Source organism: Saccharopolyspora tripterygii (assembly GCF_054778355.1).
This window is the reverse complement of sequence record NZ_BAAGZP010000001.1, coordinates 157,004-175,730: the sequence shown is the minus strand read 5'-3', so window position 1 is coordinate 175,730 and position 18,727 is coordinate 157,004. Positions and strand designations below refer to the sequence as shown.

The 18,727-nt window shown below is 68.9% G+C and carries 23 protein-coding genes; 15 read left to right on the top strand and 8 right to left on the bottom strand.

What is annotated here, in order from left to right; genetic code table 11:
* Positions 1 to 38 precede the first annotated feature (38 nt).
* Complete coding sequence (locus ACYVF3_RS00975; protein ID WP_461152387.1) at positions 39 to 284, top strand: hypothetical protein; 246 nt, start codon at positions 39 to 41, stop codon at positions 282 to 284.
* Positions 285 to 539: 255 nt separating this feature from the next.
* Here ACYVF3_RS00975 and ACYVF3_RS00970 read toward each other — a convergent pair whose 3' ends face one another.
* From ACYVF3_RS00970 to ACYVF3_RS00960, 3 genes are all read right to left on the bottom strand, one after another.
* Positions 540 to 1,679: a cystathionine gamma-synthase gene (locus ACYVF3_RS00970; protein ID WP_461152386.1), complete on the bottom strand. Its 1,140-nt coding sequence runs from the start codon at positions 1,677 to 1,679 to the stop codon at positions 540 to 542.
* Between the two features lie 105 nt (positions 1,680 to 1,784).
* On the bottom strand, positions 1,785 to 2,942 hold the full coding sequence (locus tag ACYVF3_RS00965; RefSeq protein WP_461152385.1) for a hypothetical protein: 1,158 nt from the start codon (positions 2,940 to 2,942) through the stop codon (positions 1,785 to 1,787).
* Between the two features lie 98 nt (positions 2,943 to 3,040).
* Positions 3,041 to 4,408, bottom strand: a complete 1,368-nt coding sequence (locus ACYVF3_RS00960) for a cystathionine beta-synthase (protein ID WP_461152384.1) — start codon at positions 4,406 to 4,408, stop codon at positions 3,041 to 3,043.
* A 241-nt stretch (positions 4,409 to 4,649) separates the two neighbouring features.
* Between ACYVF3_RS00960 and ACYVF3_RS00955 the strand changes: the two genes are divergently transcribed.
* On the top strand, positions 4,650 to 5,573 hold the full coding sequence (locus tag ACYVF3_RS00955; protein WP_461152383.1) for an SGNH/GDSL hydrolase family protein: 924 nt from the start codon (positions 4,650 to 4,652) through the stop codon (positions 5,571 to 5,573).
* 158 nt (positions 5,574 to 5,731) lie between these two features.
* Positions 5,732 to 6,952 (top strand): acetyl-CoA C-acetyltransferase, encoded by a 1,221-nt coding sequence (locus tag ACYVF3_RS00950; RefSeq protein WP_461152382.1) that lies wholly within the window; start codon positions 5,732 to 5,734, stop codon positions 6,950 to 6,952.
* 290 nt (positions 6,953 to 7,242) lie between these two features.
* On the opposite strand, the gene ACYVF3_RS00945 is transcribed toward ACYVF3_RS00950, so the two are convergent.
* The 3 genes from ACYVF3_RS00945 to ACYVF3_RS00935 all read right to left on the bottom strand — a co-directional run bounded on the left by ACYVF3_RS00945 (position 7,243) and on the right by ACYVF3_RS00935 (position 10,343).
* Positions 7,243 to 8,034, bottom strand: a complete 792-nt coding sequence (locus tag ACYVF3_RS00945; protein ID WP_145745368.1) for a Bax inhibitor-1/YccA family protein — start codon at positions 8,032 to 8,034, stop codon at positions 7,243 to 7,245.
* 143 nt (positions 8,035 to 8,177) lie between these two features.
* On the bottom strand, positions 8,178 to 9,170 hold the full coding sequence (yidC, locus tag ACYVF3_RS00940) for a membrane protein insertase YidC (protein ID WP_461152381.1): 993 nt from the start codon (positions 9,168 to 9,170) through the stop codon (positions 8,178 to 8,180).
* A gap of 300 nt (positions 9,171 to 9,470) precedes the next feature.
* On the bottom strand, positions 9,471 to 10,343 hold the full coding sequence (locus tag ACYVF3_RS00935; protein WP_461152380.1) for a hypothetical protein: 873 nt from the start codon (positions 10,341 to 10,343) through the stop codon (positions 9,471 to 9,473).
* A 937-nt stretch (positions 10,344 to 11,280) separates the two neighbouring features.
* On the opposite strand from ACYVF3_RS00935, the gene ACYVF3_RS00930 reads away from it, so the two are divergent.
* Positions 11,281 to 11,562 (top strand): hypothetical protein, encoded by a 282-nt coding sequence (locus ACYVF3_RS00930; RefSeq protein ID WP_461152379.1) that lies wholly within the window; start codon positions 11,281 to 11,283, stop codon positions 11,560 to 11,562.
* A 15-nt stretch (positions 11,563 to 11,577) separates the two neighbouring features.
* Here the strand turns inward: ACYVF3_RS00930 and ACYVF3_RS00925 are convergent, their stop codons facing one another.
* Complete coding sequence (locus tag ACYVF3_RS00925) at positions 11,578 to 12,123, bottom strand: helix-turn-helix domain-containing protein (protein WP_461152378.1); 546 nt, start codon at positions 12,121 to 12,123, stop codon at positions 11,578 to 11,580.
* Between the two features lie 148 nt (positions 12,124 to 12,271).
* Between ACYVF3_RS00925 and ACYVF3_RS00920 the strand changes: the two genes are divergently transcribed.
* The 9 genes from ACYVF3_RS00920 to ACYVF3_RS00880 all read left to right on the top strand — a co-directional run bounded on the left by ACYVF3_RS00920 (position 12,272) and on the right by ACYVF3_RS00880 (position 17,108).
* Positions 12,272 to 12,562 (top strand): helix-turn-helix domain-containing protein, encoded by a 291-nt coding sequence (locus ACYVF3_RS00920; protein WP_461152377.1) that lies wholly within the window; start codon positions 12,272 to 12,274, stop codon positions 12,560 to 12,562.
* Positions 12,559 to 12,786: a helix-turn-helix domain-containing protein gene (locus ACYVF3_RS00915; RefSeq protein WP_461152376.1), complete on the top strand. Its 228-nt coding sequence runs from the start codon at positions 12,559 to 12,561 to the stop codon at positions 12,784 to 12,786. Before ACYVF3_RS00920 ends, ACYVF3_RS00915 begins: the two co-directional genes overlap by 4 nt.
* Positions 12,783 to 13,064: a hypothetical protein gene (locus ACYVF3_RS00910; RefSeq protein WP_461152375.1), complete on the top strand. Its 282-nt coding sequence runs from the start codon at positions 12,783 to 12,785 to the stop codon at positions 13,062 to 13,064. The genes ACYVF3_RS00915 and ACYVF3_RS00910 overlap by 4 nt, the downstream gene beginning before the upstream one ends.
* Positions 13,061 to 13,804, top strand: a complete 744-nt coding sequence (locus ACYVF3_RS00905) for an exonuclease domain-containing protein (protein WP_461152374.1) — start codon at positions 13,061 to 13,063, stop codon at positions 13,802 to 13,804. Before ACYVF3_RS00910 ends, ACYVF3_RS00905 begins: the two co-directional genes overlap by 4 nt.
* Positions 13,801 to 14,058 (top strand): hypothetical protein, encoded by a 258-nt coding sequence (locus ACYVF3_RS00900; protein WP_461152373.1) that lies wholly within the window; start codon positions 13,801 to 13,803, stop codon positions 14,056 to 14,058. The genes ACYVF3_RS00905 and ACYVF3_RS00900 overlap by 4 nt, the downstream gene beginning before the upstream one ends.
* Positions 14,055 to 15,098 (top strand): YqaJ viral recombinase family nuclease, encoded by a 1,044-nt coding sequence (locus tag ACYVF3_RS00895; protein WP_461152372.1) that lies wholly within the window; start codon positions 14,055 to 14,057, stop codon positions 15,096 to 15,098. The genes ACYVF3_RS00900 and ACYVF3_RS00895 overlap by 4 nt, the downstream gene beginning before the upstream one ends.
* Before the next feature lie 36 nt (positions 15,099 to 15,134).
* Positions 15,135 to 15,986 carry a recombination protein RecT gene (gene recT, locus ACYVF3_RS00890; RefSeq protein WP_461152371.1) on the top strand — a complete coding sequence of 284 codons (852 nt, stop codon included), beginning with the start codon at positions 15,135 to 15,137 and terminating at the stop codon, positions 15,984 to 15,986.
* Positions 15,987 to 16,179: 193 nt separating this feature from the next.
* Positions 16,180 to 16,773 carry a hypothetical protein gene (locus tag ACYVF3_RS00885; protein WP_461152370.1) on the top strand — a complete coding sequence of 198 codons (594 nt, stop codon included), beginning with the start codon at positions 16,180 to 16,182 and terminating at the stop codon, positions 16,771 to 16,773.
* Complete coding sequence (locus ACYVF3_RS00880; protein ID WP_461152369.1) at positions 16,770 to 17,108, top strand: hypothetical protein; 339 nt, start codon at positions 16,770 to 16,772, stop codon at positions 17,106 to 17,108. The genes ACYVF3_RS00885 and ACYVF3_RS00880 overlap by 4 nt, the downstream gene beginning before the upstream one ends.
* A 99-nt stretch (positions 17,109 to 17,207) precedes the next feature.
* Here the strand turns inward: ACYVF3_RS00880 and ACYVF3_RS00875 are convergent, their stop codons facing one another.
* Positions 17,208 to 17,339, bottom strand: a complete 132-nt coding sequence (locus tag ACYVF3_RS00875; RefSeq protein ID WP_461152368.1) for a hypothetical protein — start codon at positions 17,337 to 17,339, stop codon at positions 17,208 to 17,210.
* 128 nt (positions 17,340 to 17,467) lie between these two features.
* On the opposite strand from ACYVF3_RS00875, the gene ACYVF3_RS00870 reads away from it, so the two are divergent.
* A complete protein-coding gene (locus tag ACYVF3_RS00870; protein ID WP_461152367.1) occupies positions 17,468 to 18,421 on the top strand; it encodes a hypothetical protein in 954 nt (317 codons plus the stop codon).
* Positions 18,418 to 18,727 (top strand): hypothetical protein (locus tag ACYVF3_RS00865; protein WP_461152366.1); only part of this gene is annotated, 310 nt, incomplete at its 3' end. The genes ACYVF3_RS00870 and ACYVF3_RS00865, both read left to right, overlap by 4 nt.

The following is an 18,727-nucleotide window of genomic DNA, read 5'->3' as shown; positions in this document are numbered from 1 at the left end:
GCGCGAAGCGCGGCTCGACGCACTGCGGGGAGGCGATCATGGCGCAGCCGAGCAGCGGCGTGCTGCCGCTCCTGGCAGGCATGGTCACGGCGGCGGCGCTGTCGGGCGCGGCGGTCCTGGTGGTGCTCGGCTCCGGCTGCGACGACCCGGGCACCTACCGCGAGCACGACGGCGTCGTGGAGCTCATCGGCGGCTGCCTGCAGCCCAGCGACCTCCCGGTCACCCCGCGCGAGCCCGTCGAATCGCCCGCTCCGGACGGCGCGGACCCGTTCCTGGCCCGGTGAGGTGAGCGGCCGCGCCGAGCGCCGGGCTCGCGGTGCCCGCCGGACTCTCCACCTCCCGGTTTTGGAGTCGTTTCAGAATGCGGCGAAGCCGTTGCTTCAGGTGTGGGACTCAGCCCGCACCGCCGCGGGTTCTCACACGCCGTCTGGGTGAGTACGCCGCGACGCCGTGTATTGGCATACATAAGTCGCGGCGCACGGAGCCCAGGCGGCCCGGGCGCGGCCCAGGTCGCCGAGCGCACCCGCCCACGTCCGTGCTCAGCCGAGAGCGGCCAGCAGGTCCTCGACGAGGTCGTCGGCGTCTTCGATCCCGACCGACAGGCGGACCAGGTCCGAGGGGACCTGCAGCATCGAACCGGCGGTGCTCGCGTGCGTCATCTTGCCCGGGTGCTCGATGAGCGACTCGACGCCGCCCAGCGACTCCGCGAGGGTGAACAGCCGCGTGCGGGCGCAGACGTCCAGCGCGGCCTGCTCGCCGTCGGCGTGCAGGAACGAGATCATCCCGCCGAAGTGCTTCATCTGCTTGGCGGCGACCTCGTGCCCCGGGTGGTCCGGCAGACCCGGGTAGAGGACCTTCGCGACCTTGGGGTGCCCGCTGAGCGCCGCGACGATCCGCTCGGCGTTCGCGCTGTGGCGCTCCATGCGCACCGCGAGGGTCTTGAGACCGCGCATCGTCAGGAACGCGTCGAACGGGCCGGGCACCGCGCCCGCGCCGTTCTGCAGGAACGCCAGCTGCTCGGCGAGCGCGTCGTCGGAGGTGACCACGGCGCCGCCGACCACGTCGGAGTGCCCGCCGAGGTACTTGGTGGTCGAGTGGACCACCGCGGTCGCGCCGAGCTCCAGCGGCTGCTGCAGGAACGGCGAGGCGAAGGTGTTGTCGACGACGAACTTCACGCCCGCGTCGGCGGAGACCTGCGCCAGGGAGGCGATGTCCCCGATGTTGAGCAGCGGGTTGGTGGGCGTCTCCACCCAGACCAGCTTGGTGTTGTCCTGGATCGCCGCGCGCACCGCGTCCACATCGGACACCGGCGCGGGCGTGTAGGTGATGCCCCAGCCGGTGAGCACCTTGTCGATCAGCCGGAAGGTGCCGCCGTAGGCGTCGTCCGGGATCACCAGGTGATCTCCCGGGCGCAGCTCGGAGCGCAGCACGGCGTCGGTGGCCGCCATGCCGGAGGCATAGGCCCGCGCGTGCCTGCCGTTCTCCAGCTCGGCCAGGCAGCGCTCCAGCGCGGTCCGGGTCGGGTTGCCGGTCCGGGAGTACTCGTACCCGGAGCGCATCCCGCCGACGCCGTCCTGCGCGTAGGTCGAGGTGGCGTGGATGGGCACGATCACCGAACCGGTCGTCGGGTCTGCCTCCTGTCCCGCGTGAATCGCGCGGGTGGCGAAGCCGTCACTCATGTGGAGCAGCGTATTACTCCTGCGGCGATCCGCCGATCCGGGCCCGAAAAGCGAAGTGCTCCCGACCTGGTCAGGTCGGGAGCACTTCGGGTGCTTCGCGTCAGCTCACCACTGGGGCGGCTGCGGCGGCTGACCCGGCTGCTGCGGGTAGCCGCCCTGCTGCGGGAAACCACCGGACTGCGGGTAGCCCTGCGGGGGCTGCTGCTGGCCGAAGCCCTGCTGCGGCGGCTGACCGTAGCCCTGCGGGGGCTGCTGGCCGAACTGCTGCGGCGGGGCGGGCTGGCCGAACTGCTGCGGCGGCTGCTGCTGGCCGAAACCGCCCTGCGGCGGGCCGTAACCACCGGCGGCCTGCGGAGCCGGGGCGCCGGAACCGGCGTTGGCCCACTCGCGGACCGCCGGAAGGAACGCCAGCACGGCGAGCGCGATGCCGAACAGGATCCCGACGACGCCGGAAACGCCGGGGTACATGAACAGCGTGACGAGGTTGGCGATCACACCGAGCGCCGCAGCCCCACCGATCATCATCGCGCCCAGCGCATTGCGCTTGAGCAGCAGAATGCCGCCGACGAGGTACACGATGGAGACCAAAACGCTGACGATCGTCAGCGTGTACATCAGGCCCATCGGCGGGAGCTCAACGCCCAGCGACTCGGCCTGCGACGCCATCGCGGACACGCCTGCCAGGCTGACGATCCCGATGATGCCGAACAGGATCCCGAGGCCGCCGAAGACGATGCCCAGGATCGCGCACACCTTGGCGAGCTGCGGGTTGCCCGGCCCGGACTGACCCTGACCCGGGTAGCCGCCGGCCTGCGGGGGCGGGAAGCCGCCCTGGGCCTGCGGAGCCGGGAAGCCGCTGCCGGGCGTGCCCTGCTGCGGCTGCGACGGGAAGCCGCCGGGCTGGCTCTGCGTGCCCGGCTGCTGGTACATCGGCTGCGGGGGCTGCATCGACGGCGGCACCATCGCCGTCGCGTCCGCGCCGCCCGGCTGCTGGCCGCCCTGGCCCGGCTGCTGGTACATCGGCTGCGGAGGCTGCATCGACGGCGGCACCACCTGGGTGGAGTCGCCGCCCTGCTGCGGCTGACCCGTGGGCCGGACGACCTGCGTCGCCTCGGACTGCGGCTGCTGCTGCCCCTGCGACTGGACCGGACGCACGACCTGGGTCGAGTCACCGCCAGCCTGGTTCTCGTCCTGGGGGTCCATCCGGTTCGAAATCGGGTCCGAACCCTGCTGACCGCCGTCCGGCGGCTGCGGAGAGCTCATCGGGTACTACTCCCTTGCGGCGTCCAAAGTCCTGGGCATACTTCGGCACCACGCTATCTGATCAGACTTGAGCGCAGTGCCGTTTCCACATCAACTCGTCATCGACCGGCGATGAAACCGAGCACGTCCTGGCGGGTCACGACTCCGGCGGGCTTGCCGTCGATGAGCACCATCGCTCCGTCGGCCCCGGTCAGCGCCGACATCGCCGAGCTGATCTCCTCACCTGCACCGATGGTCGGCAGCGGCGGGGACATGTGCTGCTCGACGGTGTCGGCCAGGTGCGCGCGGCCCGCGAACAGCGCGTCCAGCAGGTCCCGCTCGTTGACCGCGCCGGCGATCTCGGCCGCCATGATCGGCGGCTCCGCGCGCACGACCGGCATCTGGGAGACGCCGAACTCGCGCAGGATCGCCACGGCTTCCGCCACGGTCTCGCTGGGGTGCGTGTGCACCAGCTCGGGGATCGTCCCGTCCTTGCGGCGCAGGACGTCGCCGACCCGGCCACCGCCGACGTCCGGCGAGAGGAACCCGTAGGAGGCCATCCAGGAGTCGTTGAAGATCTTGCCGAGGTAGCCGCGACCACCGTCGGGCAGCAGCACCACGATCACGTCGTCCGGGCTCGTGCTCTCGGCGATCTTGAGCGCAGCGGCCACGGCCATGCCGCAGGAACCGCCGACCAGCAGCGCCTCCTCGTTGGCCAGGCGCCGGGTCATCTCGAAGGACTCGGCGTCGGTGACCGGCACGATCTCGTCGCAGACGCCCTGGTCGTAGGTGGTCGGCCAGAAGTCCTCGCCGACGCCCTCCACCAGGTAGGGGCGACCGTGACCGCCGGAGTAGACGGAGCCCTCCGGGTCCGCGCCGACGATCTTGACCTTGCCGCTGGAGGCCTTCTTCAGGTACTCGCCGGTGCCGGAGATCGTGCCGCCGGTGCCGATGCCCGCGACGAAGTGCGTCACCTTGCCCTCGGTCTGCTCCCAGATCTCGGGGCCGGTGGAGTGCACGTGGGACTCGGGGTTCTGCGGGTTGGCGTACTGGTTGGGCTTCCAGGCGCCGTCGATCTCCTCGACCAGGCGGTCCGAGACGCTGTAGTAGGAATCGGGGTGCTCGGGCTCGACGGCGGTCGGGCACACGACGACCTCGGCGCCGTACGCCTTGAGGACGTTGCGCTTGTCCTCGCTGACCTTGTCCGGGCAGACGAACACGCAGCGGTATCCCCTGCGCTGGGCGACCATCGCCAGGCCGACGCCGGTGTTGCCGGAGGTCGGCTCGACGATGGTGCCGCCGGCCTTGAGCTCGCCGGAGGCCTCGGCTGCCTCGATCATGCGCAGCGCGATGCGGTCCTTCACGCTGCCGCCGGGGTTGAGGTACTCCACCTTCGCCAGCACCGGGGTCTTGCCGGTGGCCACCGCGTTCAGCCGGACCAGCGGAGTGTTGCCCACCAATTCGGTGACGTGCTCGACGTAGTCCACGCCTCGTCCTAAATCGTCGGTCGGTCCCGCCCGGCGGGTCTCCGGCGCGGGTGTGATGCCGAGCGTAATCGGCTGGTCAGGTGCTAACCCAAGGGACCTTCCGGACGACACACGGTTGAGGAAGTTTTTTCGGGTTCGGCGGCGTTCTCCCAGTGGGGAGATGGGGCGTTTCGCCGAGCGCGCCCCTGGTCGGACGGGTCAGCATTCCCGTCCCCGGGGCGGTGCGGAGGGAGGGGCCGAGATGATCGCGACGAAGGCTTTGCGGCTCGCACTGCTGGCCGCGGGCACAGCGGGAGGCCTGTCCGGAGCGGCCTACGGACTGCTCAACGGGCAGGCGGGGCACGCTCGGCGGATCATCGGCCCGCCTGTCGCCGATCCGCTGCGCGCCGACGGCGTGCACCTGCCCACCGGTGTCGGACCGGTACCGCGCGAGGAGGTCCCCGAGGACGTCCAGCCGCTGGAGATGGCCGTGCTCGGCGATTCCTCGGCGGCCGGGCTGGGCGCGAGCCTCCCGCGCGAGCTGCCCGGTGTCCGGGTCGCGCAGGGGCTGGCGGAGGAGGTGGACCGGCCCGTCGCGCTGACCACGCACGCCATCGTCGGAGCGCGGACCCAGGAGCTGTCGGCGCAGGTCGATGCGGTCCTGCGACGTCCACCGGACGCGGTGCTGATCATCATCGGGGCGAACGACGTCACCTCGCAGCTGCCGGTCTCCCGGTGCGCCGAGCTGCTCGGCGACCAGGTCCGGCGGCTGGTCGAGGCGGACGTGAAGGTCGTCGTGGGCACCTGCCCGGACCTCGGTTCGATCCGGCCGATCCCGCAGCCGCTGCGCTCGGTGGCCAGCCGGTGGAGCCTCGCGCTGGCCCGCGCCCAGCGCCGCAGCGTGGAGGCCTGCGGGGGGTTCGCGGTACCGCTGGCCGACCTGCTGTCGCCGGAGTTCCTGGCCCGGCCCGCGGAGTACTTCAGCCCGGACAAGTTCCACCCCTCGGGCGCGGGCTACGAGGCCGCGGCCGACATCCTGCTCCCGGTCATGTGCATCGCGGTCGGCGCGTGGCAGGGCGGCCCGCTGCCGCCGGCTCCGACGCGCTCGGAGACGGCGGAGGCCCGCCGGCCCACCAGCCGGATCGTCGCCCACCTCAACCGCCGCCTCCACCTCCGCCGCCCCTGACGGGGGCTCGGTCGGGTGAGCCGTCGGCGGGCACCGGGCGTACCAAGCGGTCGGTTGGGCTTGTGGGTGAGTGGCGTCACCGACAGGATGGTGTGAACGCCTCTAAAGTGACCGGTCAGTAGCCAACTCTCGCGCCCAGGCGAACGAAGGAGTTCCCCATGCCCGAAGCAGTCATCGTCTCCGCCGCGCGCTCCCCGATCGGCCGCGCCGGCAAGGGATCGCTGAAGGACATCCGTCCGGACGACCTGACCGCCCAGATCATCACGGCCGCGCTGAACAAGGTCCCCGAGCTCGACCCCGCCGAGATCGACGACCTGATGCTCGGCTGCGGACTGCCCGGCGGCGAGCAGGGCTTCAACATGGCCCGCGCGGTCGCCGTCCAGCTCGGCTACGACCAGCTGCCCGGCACCACCATCACCCGCTACTGCTCGTCGAGCCTGCAGACCACCCGGATGGCGCTGCACGCCATCAAGGCCGGCGAGGGCGACGTGTTCATCAGCGCGGGCGTCGAAGCCGTGTCGCGCCTGGCCAAGGGCTCCTCGGACTCGCTGCCGGACACCCACAACCCGCTGTTCGCCGACGCCGAGGCCCGCACCAAGCAGACCGCCGAGCAGGGCGCGGACGGCTGGACCGACCCGCGCGAGCTCGACCTCGTCCCGGACGTCTACATCCCGATGGGCCAGACCGCCGAGAACCTGGCGCGGCTCAAGGACGTCAGCCGCGACGAGATGGACGAATTCGGCGTCCGCTCGCAGAACCTCGCGGAGAAGGCCATCGCCAACGGCTTCTGGTCCCGCGAGATCACCCCGGTCACCACCCCGGACGGCACCGTCGTCTCCGCCGACGACGGCCCGCGCGCGGGCGTGACCAAGGAAGGCGTGGCCGGCCTCAAGCCCGTGTTCCGCCCCGACGGCCGGATCACCGCCGCCAACTGCTGCCCGCTCAACGACGGCGCCGCCGCCCTGGTGATCATGAGCGATACCAAGGCCAAGCAGCTCGGCCTGACGCCGCTCGCCCGCGTCGTGTCGACCGGCGTGTCCGGCCTGTCGCCGGAGATCATGGGCCTCGGCCCGGTCGAGGCCTCCAAGCAGGCCCTCAAGCGCGCGGGCAAGACCATCGACGACATCGACCTCGTGGAGATCAACGAGGCGTTCGCCGCGCAGGTCATCCCGTCCTACAAGGACCTGGGCATCCCGCTGGAGAAGCTGAACGTCAACGGCGGCGCGATCGCCGTGGGCCACCCGTTCGGCATGACCGGCGCCCGCATCACCACCACGCTCATCAACTCGCTGCAGTTCCACGACAAGCAGTTCGGCCTGGAAACCATGTGCGTCGGAGGAGGCCAAGGCATGGCCATGGTCCTCGAACGCCTCAGCTGAGCATTCTCAGATCGATTGGGCGCTTTGCTCAGCGGTGCGGGTAGCGGAAACCCCGAACGGGAAGACGCTGCGGTCCTCCTGCTCCGGGCGCGCCGACTCATGTATGCCCAATACACCACGTCGGCGCGTCCTCACAGGAGAACCCCCTCAGAACCCGCGGCGGTGCGAGCTGAGTCCCGCACCTGGAACAGCGGCTGACGCCGCGAACCGAACCGAACAAAGCGCGAACGCACAACGGCCGCCACGCCCCTCGGGGTGTGGCGGCCGTTCCGGGTCTTGCGGGCTCCGCCCTAGTCGCTGCTGGTGAAGTACGAGAGCAGGCGGAGGATCTCCAGGTACAGCCAGACCAGGGTGGTCATCAGGCCGAAGGCGATGTACCAGGCGAACTTGGCGTCCACGCCGCTGCGGATCGACTTGTCGGCGGCGTCGAAGTCCAGCAGGAAGCTGAACGCCGCGATGCCGATGCACAGCAGGCTGAAGCCGATGCCCAGCGGGCCAGCCTCGCGCAGGCCGAGACCGCCCGGCATGAAGAAGCCGGCGACCAGGTTGATCAGCATCAGCACCGCCGCACCCGCGACCGCGCCGATGATCCACTTGGTGAGCTTCGGCGTCACCCGGATCGCACCGGTCTTGTAGACGACCAGCATGGCGGCGAACACACCGAGGGTGCCCACGACCGCCTGCATGATGATCGCCGAGCCGAACGACGACCCGAACACGTAGCTGATGCCGCCGAGGAACACGCCCTCGAACGCCGAGTAGGCCACGACCAGCGCGGGCCGGACCTTCTTGGTGAAGATGATGACCAGCGAGATCACCAGGGCGATCAGCGCTGCCGGCAGCGCCAGAATGACCGCGGGCGGACCGACCAGGTAGGTCAGCGCCGCCGTGATCACGGCCAGCGTCAGGGTGATCGCGGTCTTGGTGACCACGTCGTCGATCGTCATCGGGCGCGCGGCCTGCGGGGGAGCAGCCGGCGCCTGGCCGGGAGCGGACTGCTGCCCCTGACCGTGGTTGAAGTTCGCGTAGCCACCGGCCATTTCCGGCAGCTTGCGGAACGCGGGGTTGCTCGTAGTGCGCAACTCATCCTCCTGGGCGTGCTTGCGCCGTCACCAGATCCAACGACCGGTGGTCCCGATCGGTTCCCGGTTCGGTAAAACCGGACTTTACCGGAAGCAGAAGGCCGGCGGACACAAGATCCACCGGCCTTTTGCCTGCGATTTACCTAACGGCGCTTCTTGGCTCTGGAAGCCTGCTTGCCGGGACGGTTCTTCGCCTGGTTCTTCTTCCCGCCGGGCTTGCCGCCAGGCCGCTGACCAGGCGCGGGCTTGGACGGCTTGGCCTCGGTGGCGGTTGCCGTGGCGGTCTCCTGCGCGGTCTCGGCCTTGCCCTCGCGGGTCGGCTTCTGCCCCGGCTTCGGGCGCGGCGTGGCCTTCTTGGCCTCGATCTCCTTCTGCCGCTCGCGCTCCTGCTCGGCGTCGATCTTCTTGGTCAGGAAGTGCTGCTGACCCAGCGTCCACATGTTGTTCGCCAGCCAGTACAGCAGCACGGCGATCGGCAGGAACCAGCCCGAGATGAGCGCGCCGATCGGCGCGATGTACATCATGAACTTGGCCATCATGGCCGACTGCGGGTTGGCCATCGAGGCGTCGGTCTGCTTCTTCACCGACAACCGCATGGTGAAGAAGGTCGCGACCGAGGCGATCACCATCAGCGGGATGGCGACGATCATCATCGACGTGCGGTTGGTGCCGAACAGCGCCAGCTCCGCCTCGGGCTGGGTGATCCAGTTCGACAGCTTCGCGCCGAAGATGTTGGCCTGGATGAACGAGTCGACGCCGGCCTTGTCGAAGACGAAGTTGCTCTGCGCGCCCGGGTGGAAGTTCCGGAGCACGTGGAACAGGCTCAGGAACACCGGGATCTGCAGCAGCGCGGGAAGGCAGCCGCCGAGCGGGTTGACCCCGTGCTCGGACTGGAGCTTCTGCATCTCCTGCGCCATGCGCTGGCGGTCGTTCTTGTACTTCTCGCGCAGCTTCTGGATGTGCGGCGAGAACTTGGCCATCTTGCGGCCTGCGCGCATCTGGCTCAGCGCGGGCTTGATCAGCACCGTTCGCAGCGTGAACACCAGGAAGAACACGGCCAGCGCCCAGGCGAAGCCGTTGTCCGGCCCCAGCACGGTGCCGAAGACCTTGTGCCAGAACCACAAGATCGCAGACACCGGGTAGAGGATGAAGGAGAAGAAACTTTCCACTCAGCTACTCCTGGTCAATGGGCCGCTGGGGGCGAGCGCCCGACGTCGGTTCCGTCGAGCGCAACCCGGGCCGTGCGTGCGCGGCTGGACCCGCCTGAATCGCAGGTCCGGCCAGTTCAAGGGTGCCATGCCCGGACACCGGACGGCGGTCGCCCCCTGGTAGTCCGGCCCGCCATGCCGCGATCACGGAAAGTTTTCCCTGGTCACGCGGACAGGTGACATCCGCAATACCGGACCCGGAATTTCCGGGTCCGGTTCAACCCAGCGTCACCGCCGGAGGGCTCGCGCGATGATCCGACCGGCGAACAGGTAGATCAGTGCGGCCAGGCCGTAGTTGAGCACCAGACCGATCGTCGCGTCCCCCGGGGTGAACACGTCGCCCAGGCCGAAGACGAAGAACTTCGCGGTGCCGTAGGTGAAGGCGACGAAGTCGTTGCCCTGGTTGGCACCGGTCACCGAGAAGATGATGTGCAGCACGAACACCAGCGCGATCAGGGCGCTGAGCACCTGGATCGTGCGGCCGATGGCGTCAGCGCTGGGTCCGTGGAACCGGTCCCGATCGCGCCGGTCGTGGTCGCGCTCGCGGCGGTCGTAGTCCCGGTCGCGGCGGTCGTAGTCCCGGTCGCGGCGGTCGTAGTCCCGGTCGCGGCGGTCGTAGTCGTCGCGGTACCGGTCGCGCTCCGGTTCCCGGTAGCGGTCGTCGTACCGGTCGTCGTAGTAGTCGTCGTACCGATCGTCGTAGCGGTCGTCTCGGTAGCCGTAGGGATCGGCGTGCGGGTCGACGCGCTGATCGATGCGGGTCTCCGGGTACGGGTTGTTGGCCGGCGGCTGGTACCCGGGAACCCCGCCCGGGGGCTGCTGCGGCGGCTGCTGCGGGGGCATCGGTTGCTGCGGCTGGCCGCCCATCGGCGGCTGACCGGGCGGCACCCGGCCCGGTGGCACCTGCTGCGGGCCCGGCCCGGGCGGCGGCGCTTGCCCCGGCGGCACCTGCGGCGGCCTGGGCTGACCGCCCGGCGGTTGTCCCGGCGGGCCGGGGGGCGGCCCCGGCGGCCGAGGTCCACCCTGCTGCGGTCCCGGCTGCTGCGGTCCCTGCTGTCCCGGTCCCGGCCGTCCGGCCCGGGGGTCTCGCTCGTAGGCCATGAGGGCGCATTGTCGCGGTTGACCCGCCGGGCGCGAAACCCCCACCGGGTAATCGCCACCTCAACGAGCAGCGAGTCCTCCTGGCCGAGCGGCCGGACGGACCATCGCTCGGCCGGGGCTTCACCGAACCGAAACCGGAACGCGACTGAAGCGGACCGCCCGGCAAGCACGAAAGGGCTTCACCAACAAGCCGAACCGCGAAGATCACTCGAACGAGTCGCCCGAAATGCGCGGATGGTGGAGGTGCGAGATCGGATGACCCGATAGCTTGGAAAAGTGCCCCCGGTCGGGTTCGAACCGACACTCTGACGATTGTGCGGACCACTTTCTATCACGCCCTGTAGGCGCCTTGTCCAGCACGTGACGTCACCGCGAGTTCCTGTGGCGGCCAGTGGTAACCGCCCAACCCTGGACGTAAAGCATGGATATTGCGTGGATCCACGCTTTACCCCGACCGATGCCGTTGGGCGCGTTCTCCGGCGGTTGCGACCGCTCATCGCAGCAGAGGCTATTAGCCCGACTGGGCGAACTAGACCGCTTGGCGCTTGACATGGTCCAGTGCGCGGTTTCAGCCGCGTGGTTGCTTGCGATCATGCAAATCACGCGGTTGGGTAGTACACATGTTCGACACAGCACGTGATGTGACCGTGAGTAGCATTCCCAGTGGGTGTTGCGACAATCGGTCGGACTCTCCCCACTGGGCACCTGTCGGGTTTGAGCCGTTCACCCCAACGGGATGATCAGTATCTGCTCGTAAACATCAGGTGTGACCAGACGGATCAAAAGACCCACAGTGGACAGACACGTCACGCATCCCTGGTGTTTCCACGGCTCACGGGCCGTTCAGGGTGGGTGCAATACCCGGTTCTACCGAGTAAAGATGTGGGTCCCGCCGAGAATCCCCGCCGGAGAGCCCCGCACGAGAGGAGGACACGACGTGTCCCTTCACCATGACGGTTCTTTCGCCAGTCGCAGTGCGATCGGTGCTGACTCTCCGGCCCGAAGAACCACGACCTGCATCGAATCACCTCGCGCTGAACTGCGCGACCAGATCGTCGTCTCCCGGTTCGTGGATCCGCAGGAGCCCGGCGCGGTCGGCGATCCCGAGGAGCACATCCAGGTCGACTACCCGCTGGGCCACGCCCCGAGCAGCATCGACGAACACGCGATGCTCCAGGCCGGCCGCGACATGCTCGACGACGAAGTCTCCTCGGCCTAAGTCAACCTGCGGTGATCAAAGATCAGGGATAAGCGGGGCTTGATGATGCTGTCGGCTATCGCGTGCACCGCGCTTCCGCGACTTCGTCGCGGCACTGCGCTCGTGCGACGGCACGACGGTGTCCGGCACCGGCTCGGCGTTGGCCTGGGTGAGTTCGTCGATGAGGGCAACCACCAGGGCCCGCTGGTGCTCGGACAGGGCGGCGAGCTTGTCCGCGAGCTGACGTTGCGACACCGTCGGCGAGCCGTAGGGGTTGAACCCGGGGCCCTCGGCCGGATCGTGCCCGGTCAACCGCAGCGCCTCGCTCGGGTCAAGGCCAACGACGCTGGCCGCGGCCAGGACTGTGGAGGCGCGGGAGTCGTACGGCTTGTACATGCCCTTCCCGAGGTGAACCATCCCGGTTTCGAGGTTGGCCCACGTGGTTTGGGAGATGCCGGCGCGCTTGGCGGCGTAGCGCTGGGATAGCCCGAGTGCTTCGCGGGCGTCGCGAAGTTTCGGGCCCCAGGGCCAGGGGCGTTCCTGGTCGTTGACGGGGTGCTCGGTACTGGTCTGGGCTGCCACGTGTCAAGCATGTCGCACCCGTGCGACTGGAGACAACTAGTGCGCCCAATAGTGGCCAGGCACTAGATAGCGGTGTGGGCAGTGAGTGAGCCAGTGGGTACACACTGTTCAGTTGAAACTGACCACTAGTGGGCATAAACTGGGAACCATGAAGGCAGCATTCACCCTCCACGGCCCCTGGGCCGAACTGCTCACTGCCCGGTCGCGCACCCGCGACTCCCTCGCCAGCCTCGGCCGGCGTTCCGGGCTCCACCCCAACCACATCAGCACCCTCGAAACCGGGCACGGAAACCCCAGCCCCCGCACGATCCTGCGGCTCGCCGACGCCCTCGGCGTCGAACCCGCTGATCTCTACCCGTCCAACTCCACCCCCAACGCCGCCGCCAAGCGCTGGATCCCCGTCCTGCGCGGTCAGCAGCCCACCGGGGGTGCCGCATGAGCACCAACATCGGCCCGAACCAGCTCCTGGCCCACACCGTCCAGCAGGTCGCTGGCATGCTCGGCCTCAGCGACAAGCAGGTCCGAAACCTCATCCAGGCGGGGAAACTTCGCACCCGCTCCACCGGGCGCCGCTACCTGATCCCTGACTCCGCACTCCGCGAGTACCTCGACGGCTCTGATGACCCGATCGCCCACCCGGACAGCATGGGTAGGGCATCGTGACCGCCCCCGCCGAGCTCACCGACGACCCGCAGGTCAAGGTCCAGCACGTCACCGTCACCAGCGACTTCGACGACTGCGAGCAGTGCGGCACCGAACACGCTGGCCGCATCGGCGTCTACTGGGACGCCGTCGAGGAACCCGTCGGGCTGCGCTACGCCTGCGGCGACTGCGTGATCGCGGTCGTGCGCACCGCCCTGGACGACGCCCCCACCGACTCGACGGTGATCGTCGAGTACGAGGCCCACGCCGCACCACTCGCGCTGGGGGTGGCGGCGTGACCTGGCACAACGACGTCCTTGTCGCATTCGACTCGGAGACAACCGGGGTCGATCCGGAGACCGCTCGAATCGTCACCGTGACGGTTACCCGGATTGACGTGACTTCCAGAACCACCGATTCCCGCACCTGGCTCGTCGACCCCGGCGTCGACATCCCCGAGCAGGCCACCGCCGTGCACGGGATCACCACCGGGCAGGCCCGCGCCGACGGCGCCCGCCCCGACGTGGCGATCCCCGAGGTCGAGCAAGCCTTGTGGCAGGCCTGGATCAAGGGTGTTCCGGTCGTGGTCTACAACGCGCCCTACGACCTCACCCTGCTCGACCGGGAACTGCGCCGCTACGGCGGTCGCGGACTCCACGGCATCGGCCCGGTGATCGACCCCCTGGTCATCGACAAGTCGGTCGACCGCTACCGCAAGGGCTCCCGCAAGCTCGCCGACGTCTGCGCCCACTACGGCATCGAGCTCGCGGCCGACCAGGCACACACCTCCGCTGGGGACGCACTGGCCGCCGCCCGGCTCGCGTGGGTAGTCGCCGAACGGCACCCGCAGCAGCTCGGATGCGAACTCGCCGAACTGCAGTACCTGCAGGCCGAGTGGTTCGCCGACCAGTCCGCCCGCTTCGAGCAGTTCCTGCGCGGACGCAAGACCGCCGAGAACGCCCCCGTCGACGAGATCGACGCGATCGTCATCAACCGGTCGTGGCCGCTCATCCCCCACAGCGCGGAGGTGCCCGCATGATCCGCGCCACCGTACGAACCGCCGCCAAGCCGCACCGGTGCATCACCTGCGACCGCCCGGCCATCCAGCCCGGCGACCGCTACCGCGACGTCGCCATGAACCCCAACCACGACGGGCTCGGATACCCCGGCTGGATACGCGGCGCCGAATGCGCCGACTGCGCCCAACGCAACGGTCGCGGCGAACACCTCACCAAGATCAACAACAACCCATCGAACCCCGCCACCCATCAACCAGCGGAGTCCCAGCGATGACCGCCACCCTCACCCAAGACCAGCAGCTGCCCCGCGGCGACCACGCGCAGCAGATCCTGCCGCCCAACCCCCCGTACCACCAGTGGCTCACCACCCGCCGCACCGGCATCGGTAGCAGCGACGTCTCCACCCTCGTCGGCCTCAACCACTACCGCAGCCGCTACGAACTGTGGCTCGACAAAACCGGGCAGCTACCGCTAACCGAGGAGTGGCCGTCGGAGGCCGCCGAGATGGGCACGCTCCTGGAGCCGGTCGTTCGCGACCGCTTCGCCCGCCACCACGACCTCACCATCACCGCCGCCGGAACCTGGCGCTCCACCCGCTGGCCCTGGATGCTCGCCAACCCCGACGGCTTCTGCAGCGACGGCGCCGGATACGAGGGCAAGACCTGCAACCAGTGGCTCGCCCACGAATGGGACGACCAGCAGGTACCCGACCACGCCGAACTGCAGGCCCAGTGGTGCATGGCCGTCACCGGACTGACCCGCTGGCACGTCGCCGTACTCATCGGCGGGCAGCGCAACGAATACCGCACCGTGCAGCGCGACGACGAGCTGATCGGGCACCTCGTCGACATCTCCGGGCGGTTCTGGCGCGACCACATCGAAACCGGTGCCGAACCCGACCTGGACGGATCCGCCAGCGTCGAAACCTTCCTCGCCGGCCGCTTCCCCACCGCCAGCGACACCGCGGCCGAGATCACCGACGACCTCGCCGACGACCTGATCCGCGCCAAGGCCAAGACCGCCCAAGCGGTCAAGGACGCCACCGCCGACCACGACGCCATCAAGAACCGCATCAAGGGCCTGATCGGCGACGGCGACCGCATCGAAACCCCCGGTGGACGAACCATCGCCACCTGGAAACAGGTCAACCGGCTCAACACCAAACGGCTCGTCGACGAGCAGCCCGCCCTGGTCGCCGCCTACACCCGCGAGATCACCCGCACCGAGCTCGACGTCGACGCGCTCAAGGCCGAGCACCCCGACGTGTACGCCGCGTACCGCACGCGGCAGCTGCGCTTCACCGCCAGCGACTGACCGACACCACCAACCACAGAACGGGAGTACCAACCGATGGGTAACGACCTCACCCGCCGCGTCAAGGACGCCAACAGCGGCCAGGTTGCCAAGCAGGGCGAACCGCCGTCGATGGCCGACCAGATCCGCTCGATGCAGTCGCAGTTCCAGATGGCCATGCCCAAGGGCGCCGAGGCGGCGCAGCTCGTCCGCGACGCGATGACCTGCCTGCGCACCACCCCGGCTCTCGCCCGCTGCGACGCCGCCAGTGTGCTCGGCGGCCTGATGACCTGCGCGCAGCTCGGTCTGCGGCCCGGAGTTCTCGGCCACGCGTGGCTGATCCCGTTCGGCCGCCAGGCGCAGCTCGTCATCGGCTACCAGGGCCTGGTCGAGTTGGCGCACCGTTCGGGGCAGATCAAGTCGCTGCAGGCCCGCACCGTCTACGCCAACGACACCTTCGATGTCGACTACGGCCTCGCGGACTCGCTGATCCACAAGCCCGCAATGACCGGCTCGAAGGGCGAGGCGGTCGCCTACTACGCCTTCGCGAAGTTCGTGACCGGTGGGCACGCGTTCGTCGTCATGTCGCACGACGAGATGAAGGAGTACCGCGACCAGAACGCCAAGTCGAAGACGGGGCCGTGGAAGGACAACTTCGACGCCATGGCGCACAAGACCTGCGTGCGCCAGCTTGCGAAGTGGATGCCGCGCTCCACGGAGTTCGCGACCGCCATCGAGGCCGACAACACCGTGCGGGTCGACACGAGCGTCAACCCGGACGCCGCGCTGCACGGCCAGCGCACCGACTACATCGACGCCGAGGTCGACGAGACCAAGCCCGACGACGGCGAGCAGGGGATCCTGCCCGACGATCCGGACCTGACCGCGCACCTCACGGAAGCGCGATGACCGCGTTAGTGGGGTGCCGCAAACGCCGGTACCCCACCCGGGGCGTCGCCGAAGCGGAACTCCTGGACTGCCGCATCAAACGCGCCCTGCACCCCGACAACAACGGAAACCGCCACGAGCAGCGCGTTTACGCCTGCCGCCGCTGCCAGGGATGGCACCTCACATCGCAACCGAGGATGGAGCGGCCCCGTCCATGACCGTCCACGACATCGACAGCGAGCCCCGCACTTGTCGCCGGTTCCACTACGGCCCTCGGGTGGATGCCACCGGAACCCAACGGCGCCTGCAAGCGCTGATGGTGCTCGGCTGGTCCCAGAAGAAACTCGCCCACTACCTGCACCTTCCGCAGCAGCACATGTCGAAGATGCTCACCGCCACGCAGGTCAACGGTTCCACCGCCCAAGCCGTCTCCGCGCTCTATGACCGGCTGTGGAACCTCACCCCGCCGCAGGCCACCCGCCACGACAAGTCCGCGGCGAGCAGGGCACGGATTTACGCCACCGCACGCGGCTGGCTCCCACCCATGGCCTGGGACGACGCGACCATCGACGACCCCAACGTGGGGCCCGGCGCCGAGGCCGACTGCGACGACCAGGTCGACGACATCGCCGTGGAGATGGCAATGCGGGGGCAGCTCGTGTCGAAGGAACTGCGGCCCATCGACCGAGACTCCACGATCCGCGCCCTCCACGCCCGCGGGCTGACCATCACCGCCATCGCCCGCCGACTCGAAACCGCCCACCACGTCATCCAGAAGGCACTCCACGCGAACGGAGAGACCGCATGACCAGCAACGGGCACCAGCTCCAATTCGACGGCGTCACCAACAACCTCGCCGCCGCCACCGCCGGACACCGCGACTACCTCCACCACGCCGAGAAGGCCCTCGACCACTGCCGTCGCACCATGCCCGAGTTCACCGCCGAGGACGTGCGGCGCCGCATCCCCACCAACGTCCCCTGCCACCACCACAACGTGCTGCCCAGCCTGTTCTCCCGCGCCTCCCGCGACGGCCGCATCCGCTGGGTCCGGTCCTGCCACGCCACCCGCCGCTCCCGGCACGCCGGCCGCAACAGCATCTGGACCAACGGCGAAACCACCCAGCCTGAAACTGGGCACTAGCGAGTACCCACTAATCTCCATGCGAGCCTGAATCGACCAGGGGAAACGATGCCCACACGACGACCACTCACCAACCCGCCGACGGCCCCCACCGCACGGTCACCGCAACGGCGGTGGAGGGCTTGCTGCCGCGGCGAACTCCCCGCCGAAGCGCTCTCCACCCGCGACCGCGAAGACCTCGTCGCCGAACTCCACACCCGCGGGTGGACCGACGCCCAGATCGCCCTCCACACCCGCATGAGCCTCTACACCACCGCCCGTATCCGAGACCGGATCGGACGCGACCCCAACCCAGAACAGGCACGGCAGCAATGACCAACCCCGAGCTCGACCACCCCCGACAGTAAGGAGCGACCCCGATGCGCATCCGGAGCATCAAACCCGAATTCTGGCGCTCCCAAGACGTCGCAGACCTCCCCCGCGACATCCGGCTGCTCTGGATCGGGCTGTGGTCCTACGTCGATGACAACGGCGTCGGTATCGATGATTTCCGGCAGATCGCCGCCGATCTCTTCGCGTTGGAAGACGATCCGATGGAAGCCAGAGAGTTCGTTCGCGAGGGTCTCGCGACACTCTCGCGAGGGTTGCGACTGACCAGATACACGGTTGATGGGGTCTCCTACATCCACATCACGAACTGGGAAAAGCACCAACGCGTCGACCGTCCGAACAAGGAGCGCTATCCCAAGCCGCCGAAGGGCACCCCGCCCGGCGATCAGCGCAAAACCGCAGGTCAGGAACGTACGAACGGTGCGAAACAGGACACCCTCGCGACACCCTCGCGAGACATTCGCGAAACCCCATCGACTGGAACAGAGGAACAGGGGAACAGGGGAACAGAGGAGGGGACGCCTGAAGGCGTCCCCCGTGCGCGTGCGCGCACGCGGGGTGGCCGAAGCACAGACCCGAACCTGACCCACGCCGAACTCGCCAACACCGCGCACGGACCCACCGCGCACCAACTCGTCACCACCTGGCACACCCGCATCGGCAACCCGTACCGCAGCAGCACCGTGCGCGCCCTCGCCCGGCACGCCGAGGAGTTGATGACCGAGAAGGGCAAATCCAACGAAGTCCAAGCCGCCATCAACGACGCGCTCGCGCTATTCCACGACCCCAAAACGGAGGCCCGAACCCCCAAAGCCCTGCTGTGGCTCTACGACCGAGCCGTGAGCAACCGAGCCGCCGCACGAGACCCCAACCGCGAACAACCACACCTCAAGGCCGTTTCCGGTGGCTACCAGCCGTTCAAATCCAACTACGACCCCAACGCATGGACACAAGACGCGTGGGAAAGGGCGATCCAGCAATGACCGACCCCAGCATCACCACCCTCGAAAGCAACTACCCCGACCACAACCACGACCCGGGGCAACTCGCCGACGTTCGCTCCAAAGCCGCCGACCGGCTCCGCACCATCCCGCCCCGATTCACCGACGCCCACGTCACCAACCCCCAGGTCCGCAACTGGGTGTGCGACGTCGTGGACCGGGCCGCCACCGACCAAGGTCGCCGGCCCGTCGCCAACATCGGCCGCGGCCCATCCCTGCTGCTGCTCGGCCCCGTCGGAACCGGCAAAACGTTCCAGGCGTACGGCGCCCTGCGAGCCTTCGCCGCCT

Coding starts and splice junctions, on each gene's coding strand:
- ACYVF3_RS00975 (WP_461152387.1), top strand. CDS start 39: ATGGCGCAGCCGAGCAGCGGCGTGCTGCCGCTCCTGGCAGGCATGGTC.
- ACYVF3_RS00970 (WP_461152386.1), bottom strand. CDS start 1,679: ATGAGTGACGGCTTCGCCACCCGCGCGATTCACGCGGGACAGGAGGCA.
- ACYVF3_RS00965 (WP_461152385.1), bottom strand. CDS start 2,942: ATGAGCTCTCCGCAGCCGCCGGACGGCGGTCAGCAGGGTTCGGACCCG.
- ACYVF3_RS00955 (WP_461152383.1), top strand. CDS start 4,650: ATGATCGCGACGAAGGCTTTGCGGCTCGCACTGCTGGCCGCGGGCACA.
- ACYVF3_RS00950 (WP_461152382.1), top strand. CDS start 5,732: ATGCCCGAAGCAGTCATCGTCTCCGCCGCGCGCTCCCCGATCGGCCGC.
- ACYVF3_RS00935 (WP_461152380.1), bottom strand. CDS start 10,343: ATGGCCTACGAGCGAGACCCCCGGGCCGGACGGCCGGGACCGGGACAG.
- ACYVF3_RS00920 (WP_461152377.1), top strand. CDS start 12,272: ATGAAGGCAGCATTCACCCTCCACGGCCCCTGGGCCGAACTGCTCACT.
- ACYVF3_RS00915 (WP_461152376.1), top strand. CDS start 12,559: ATGAGCACCAACATCGGCCCGAACCAGCTCCTGGCCCACACCGTCCAG.
- ACYVF3_RS00900 (WP_461152373.1), top strand. CDS start 13,801: ATGATCCGCGCCACCGTACGAACCGCCGCCAAGCCGCACCGGTGCATC.
- ACYVF3_RS00895 (WP_461152372.1), top strand. CDS start 14,055: ATGACCGCCACCCTCACCCAAGACCAGCAGCTGCCCCGCGGCGACCAC.
- recT (WP_461152371.1), top strand. CDS start 15,135: ATGGGTAACGACCTCACCCGCCGCGTCAAGGACGCCAACAGCGGCCAG.
- ACYVF3_RS00885 (WP_461152370.1), top strand. CDS start 16,180: ATGACCGTCCACGACATCGACAGCGAGCCCCGCACTTGTCGCCGGTTC.
- ACYVF3_RS00880 (WP_461152369.1), top strand. CDS start 16,770: ATGACCAGCAACGGGCACCAGCTCCAATTCGACGGCGTCACCAACAAC.
- ACYVF3_RS00870 (WP_461152367.1), top strand. CDS start 17,468: ATGCGCATCCGGAGCATCAAACCCGAATTCTGGCGCTCCCAAGACGTC.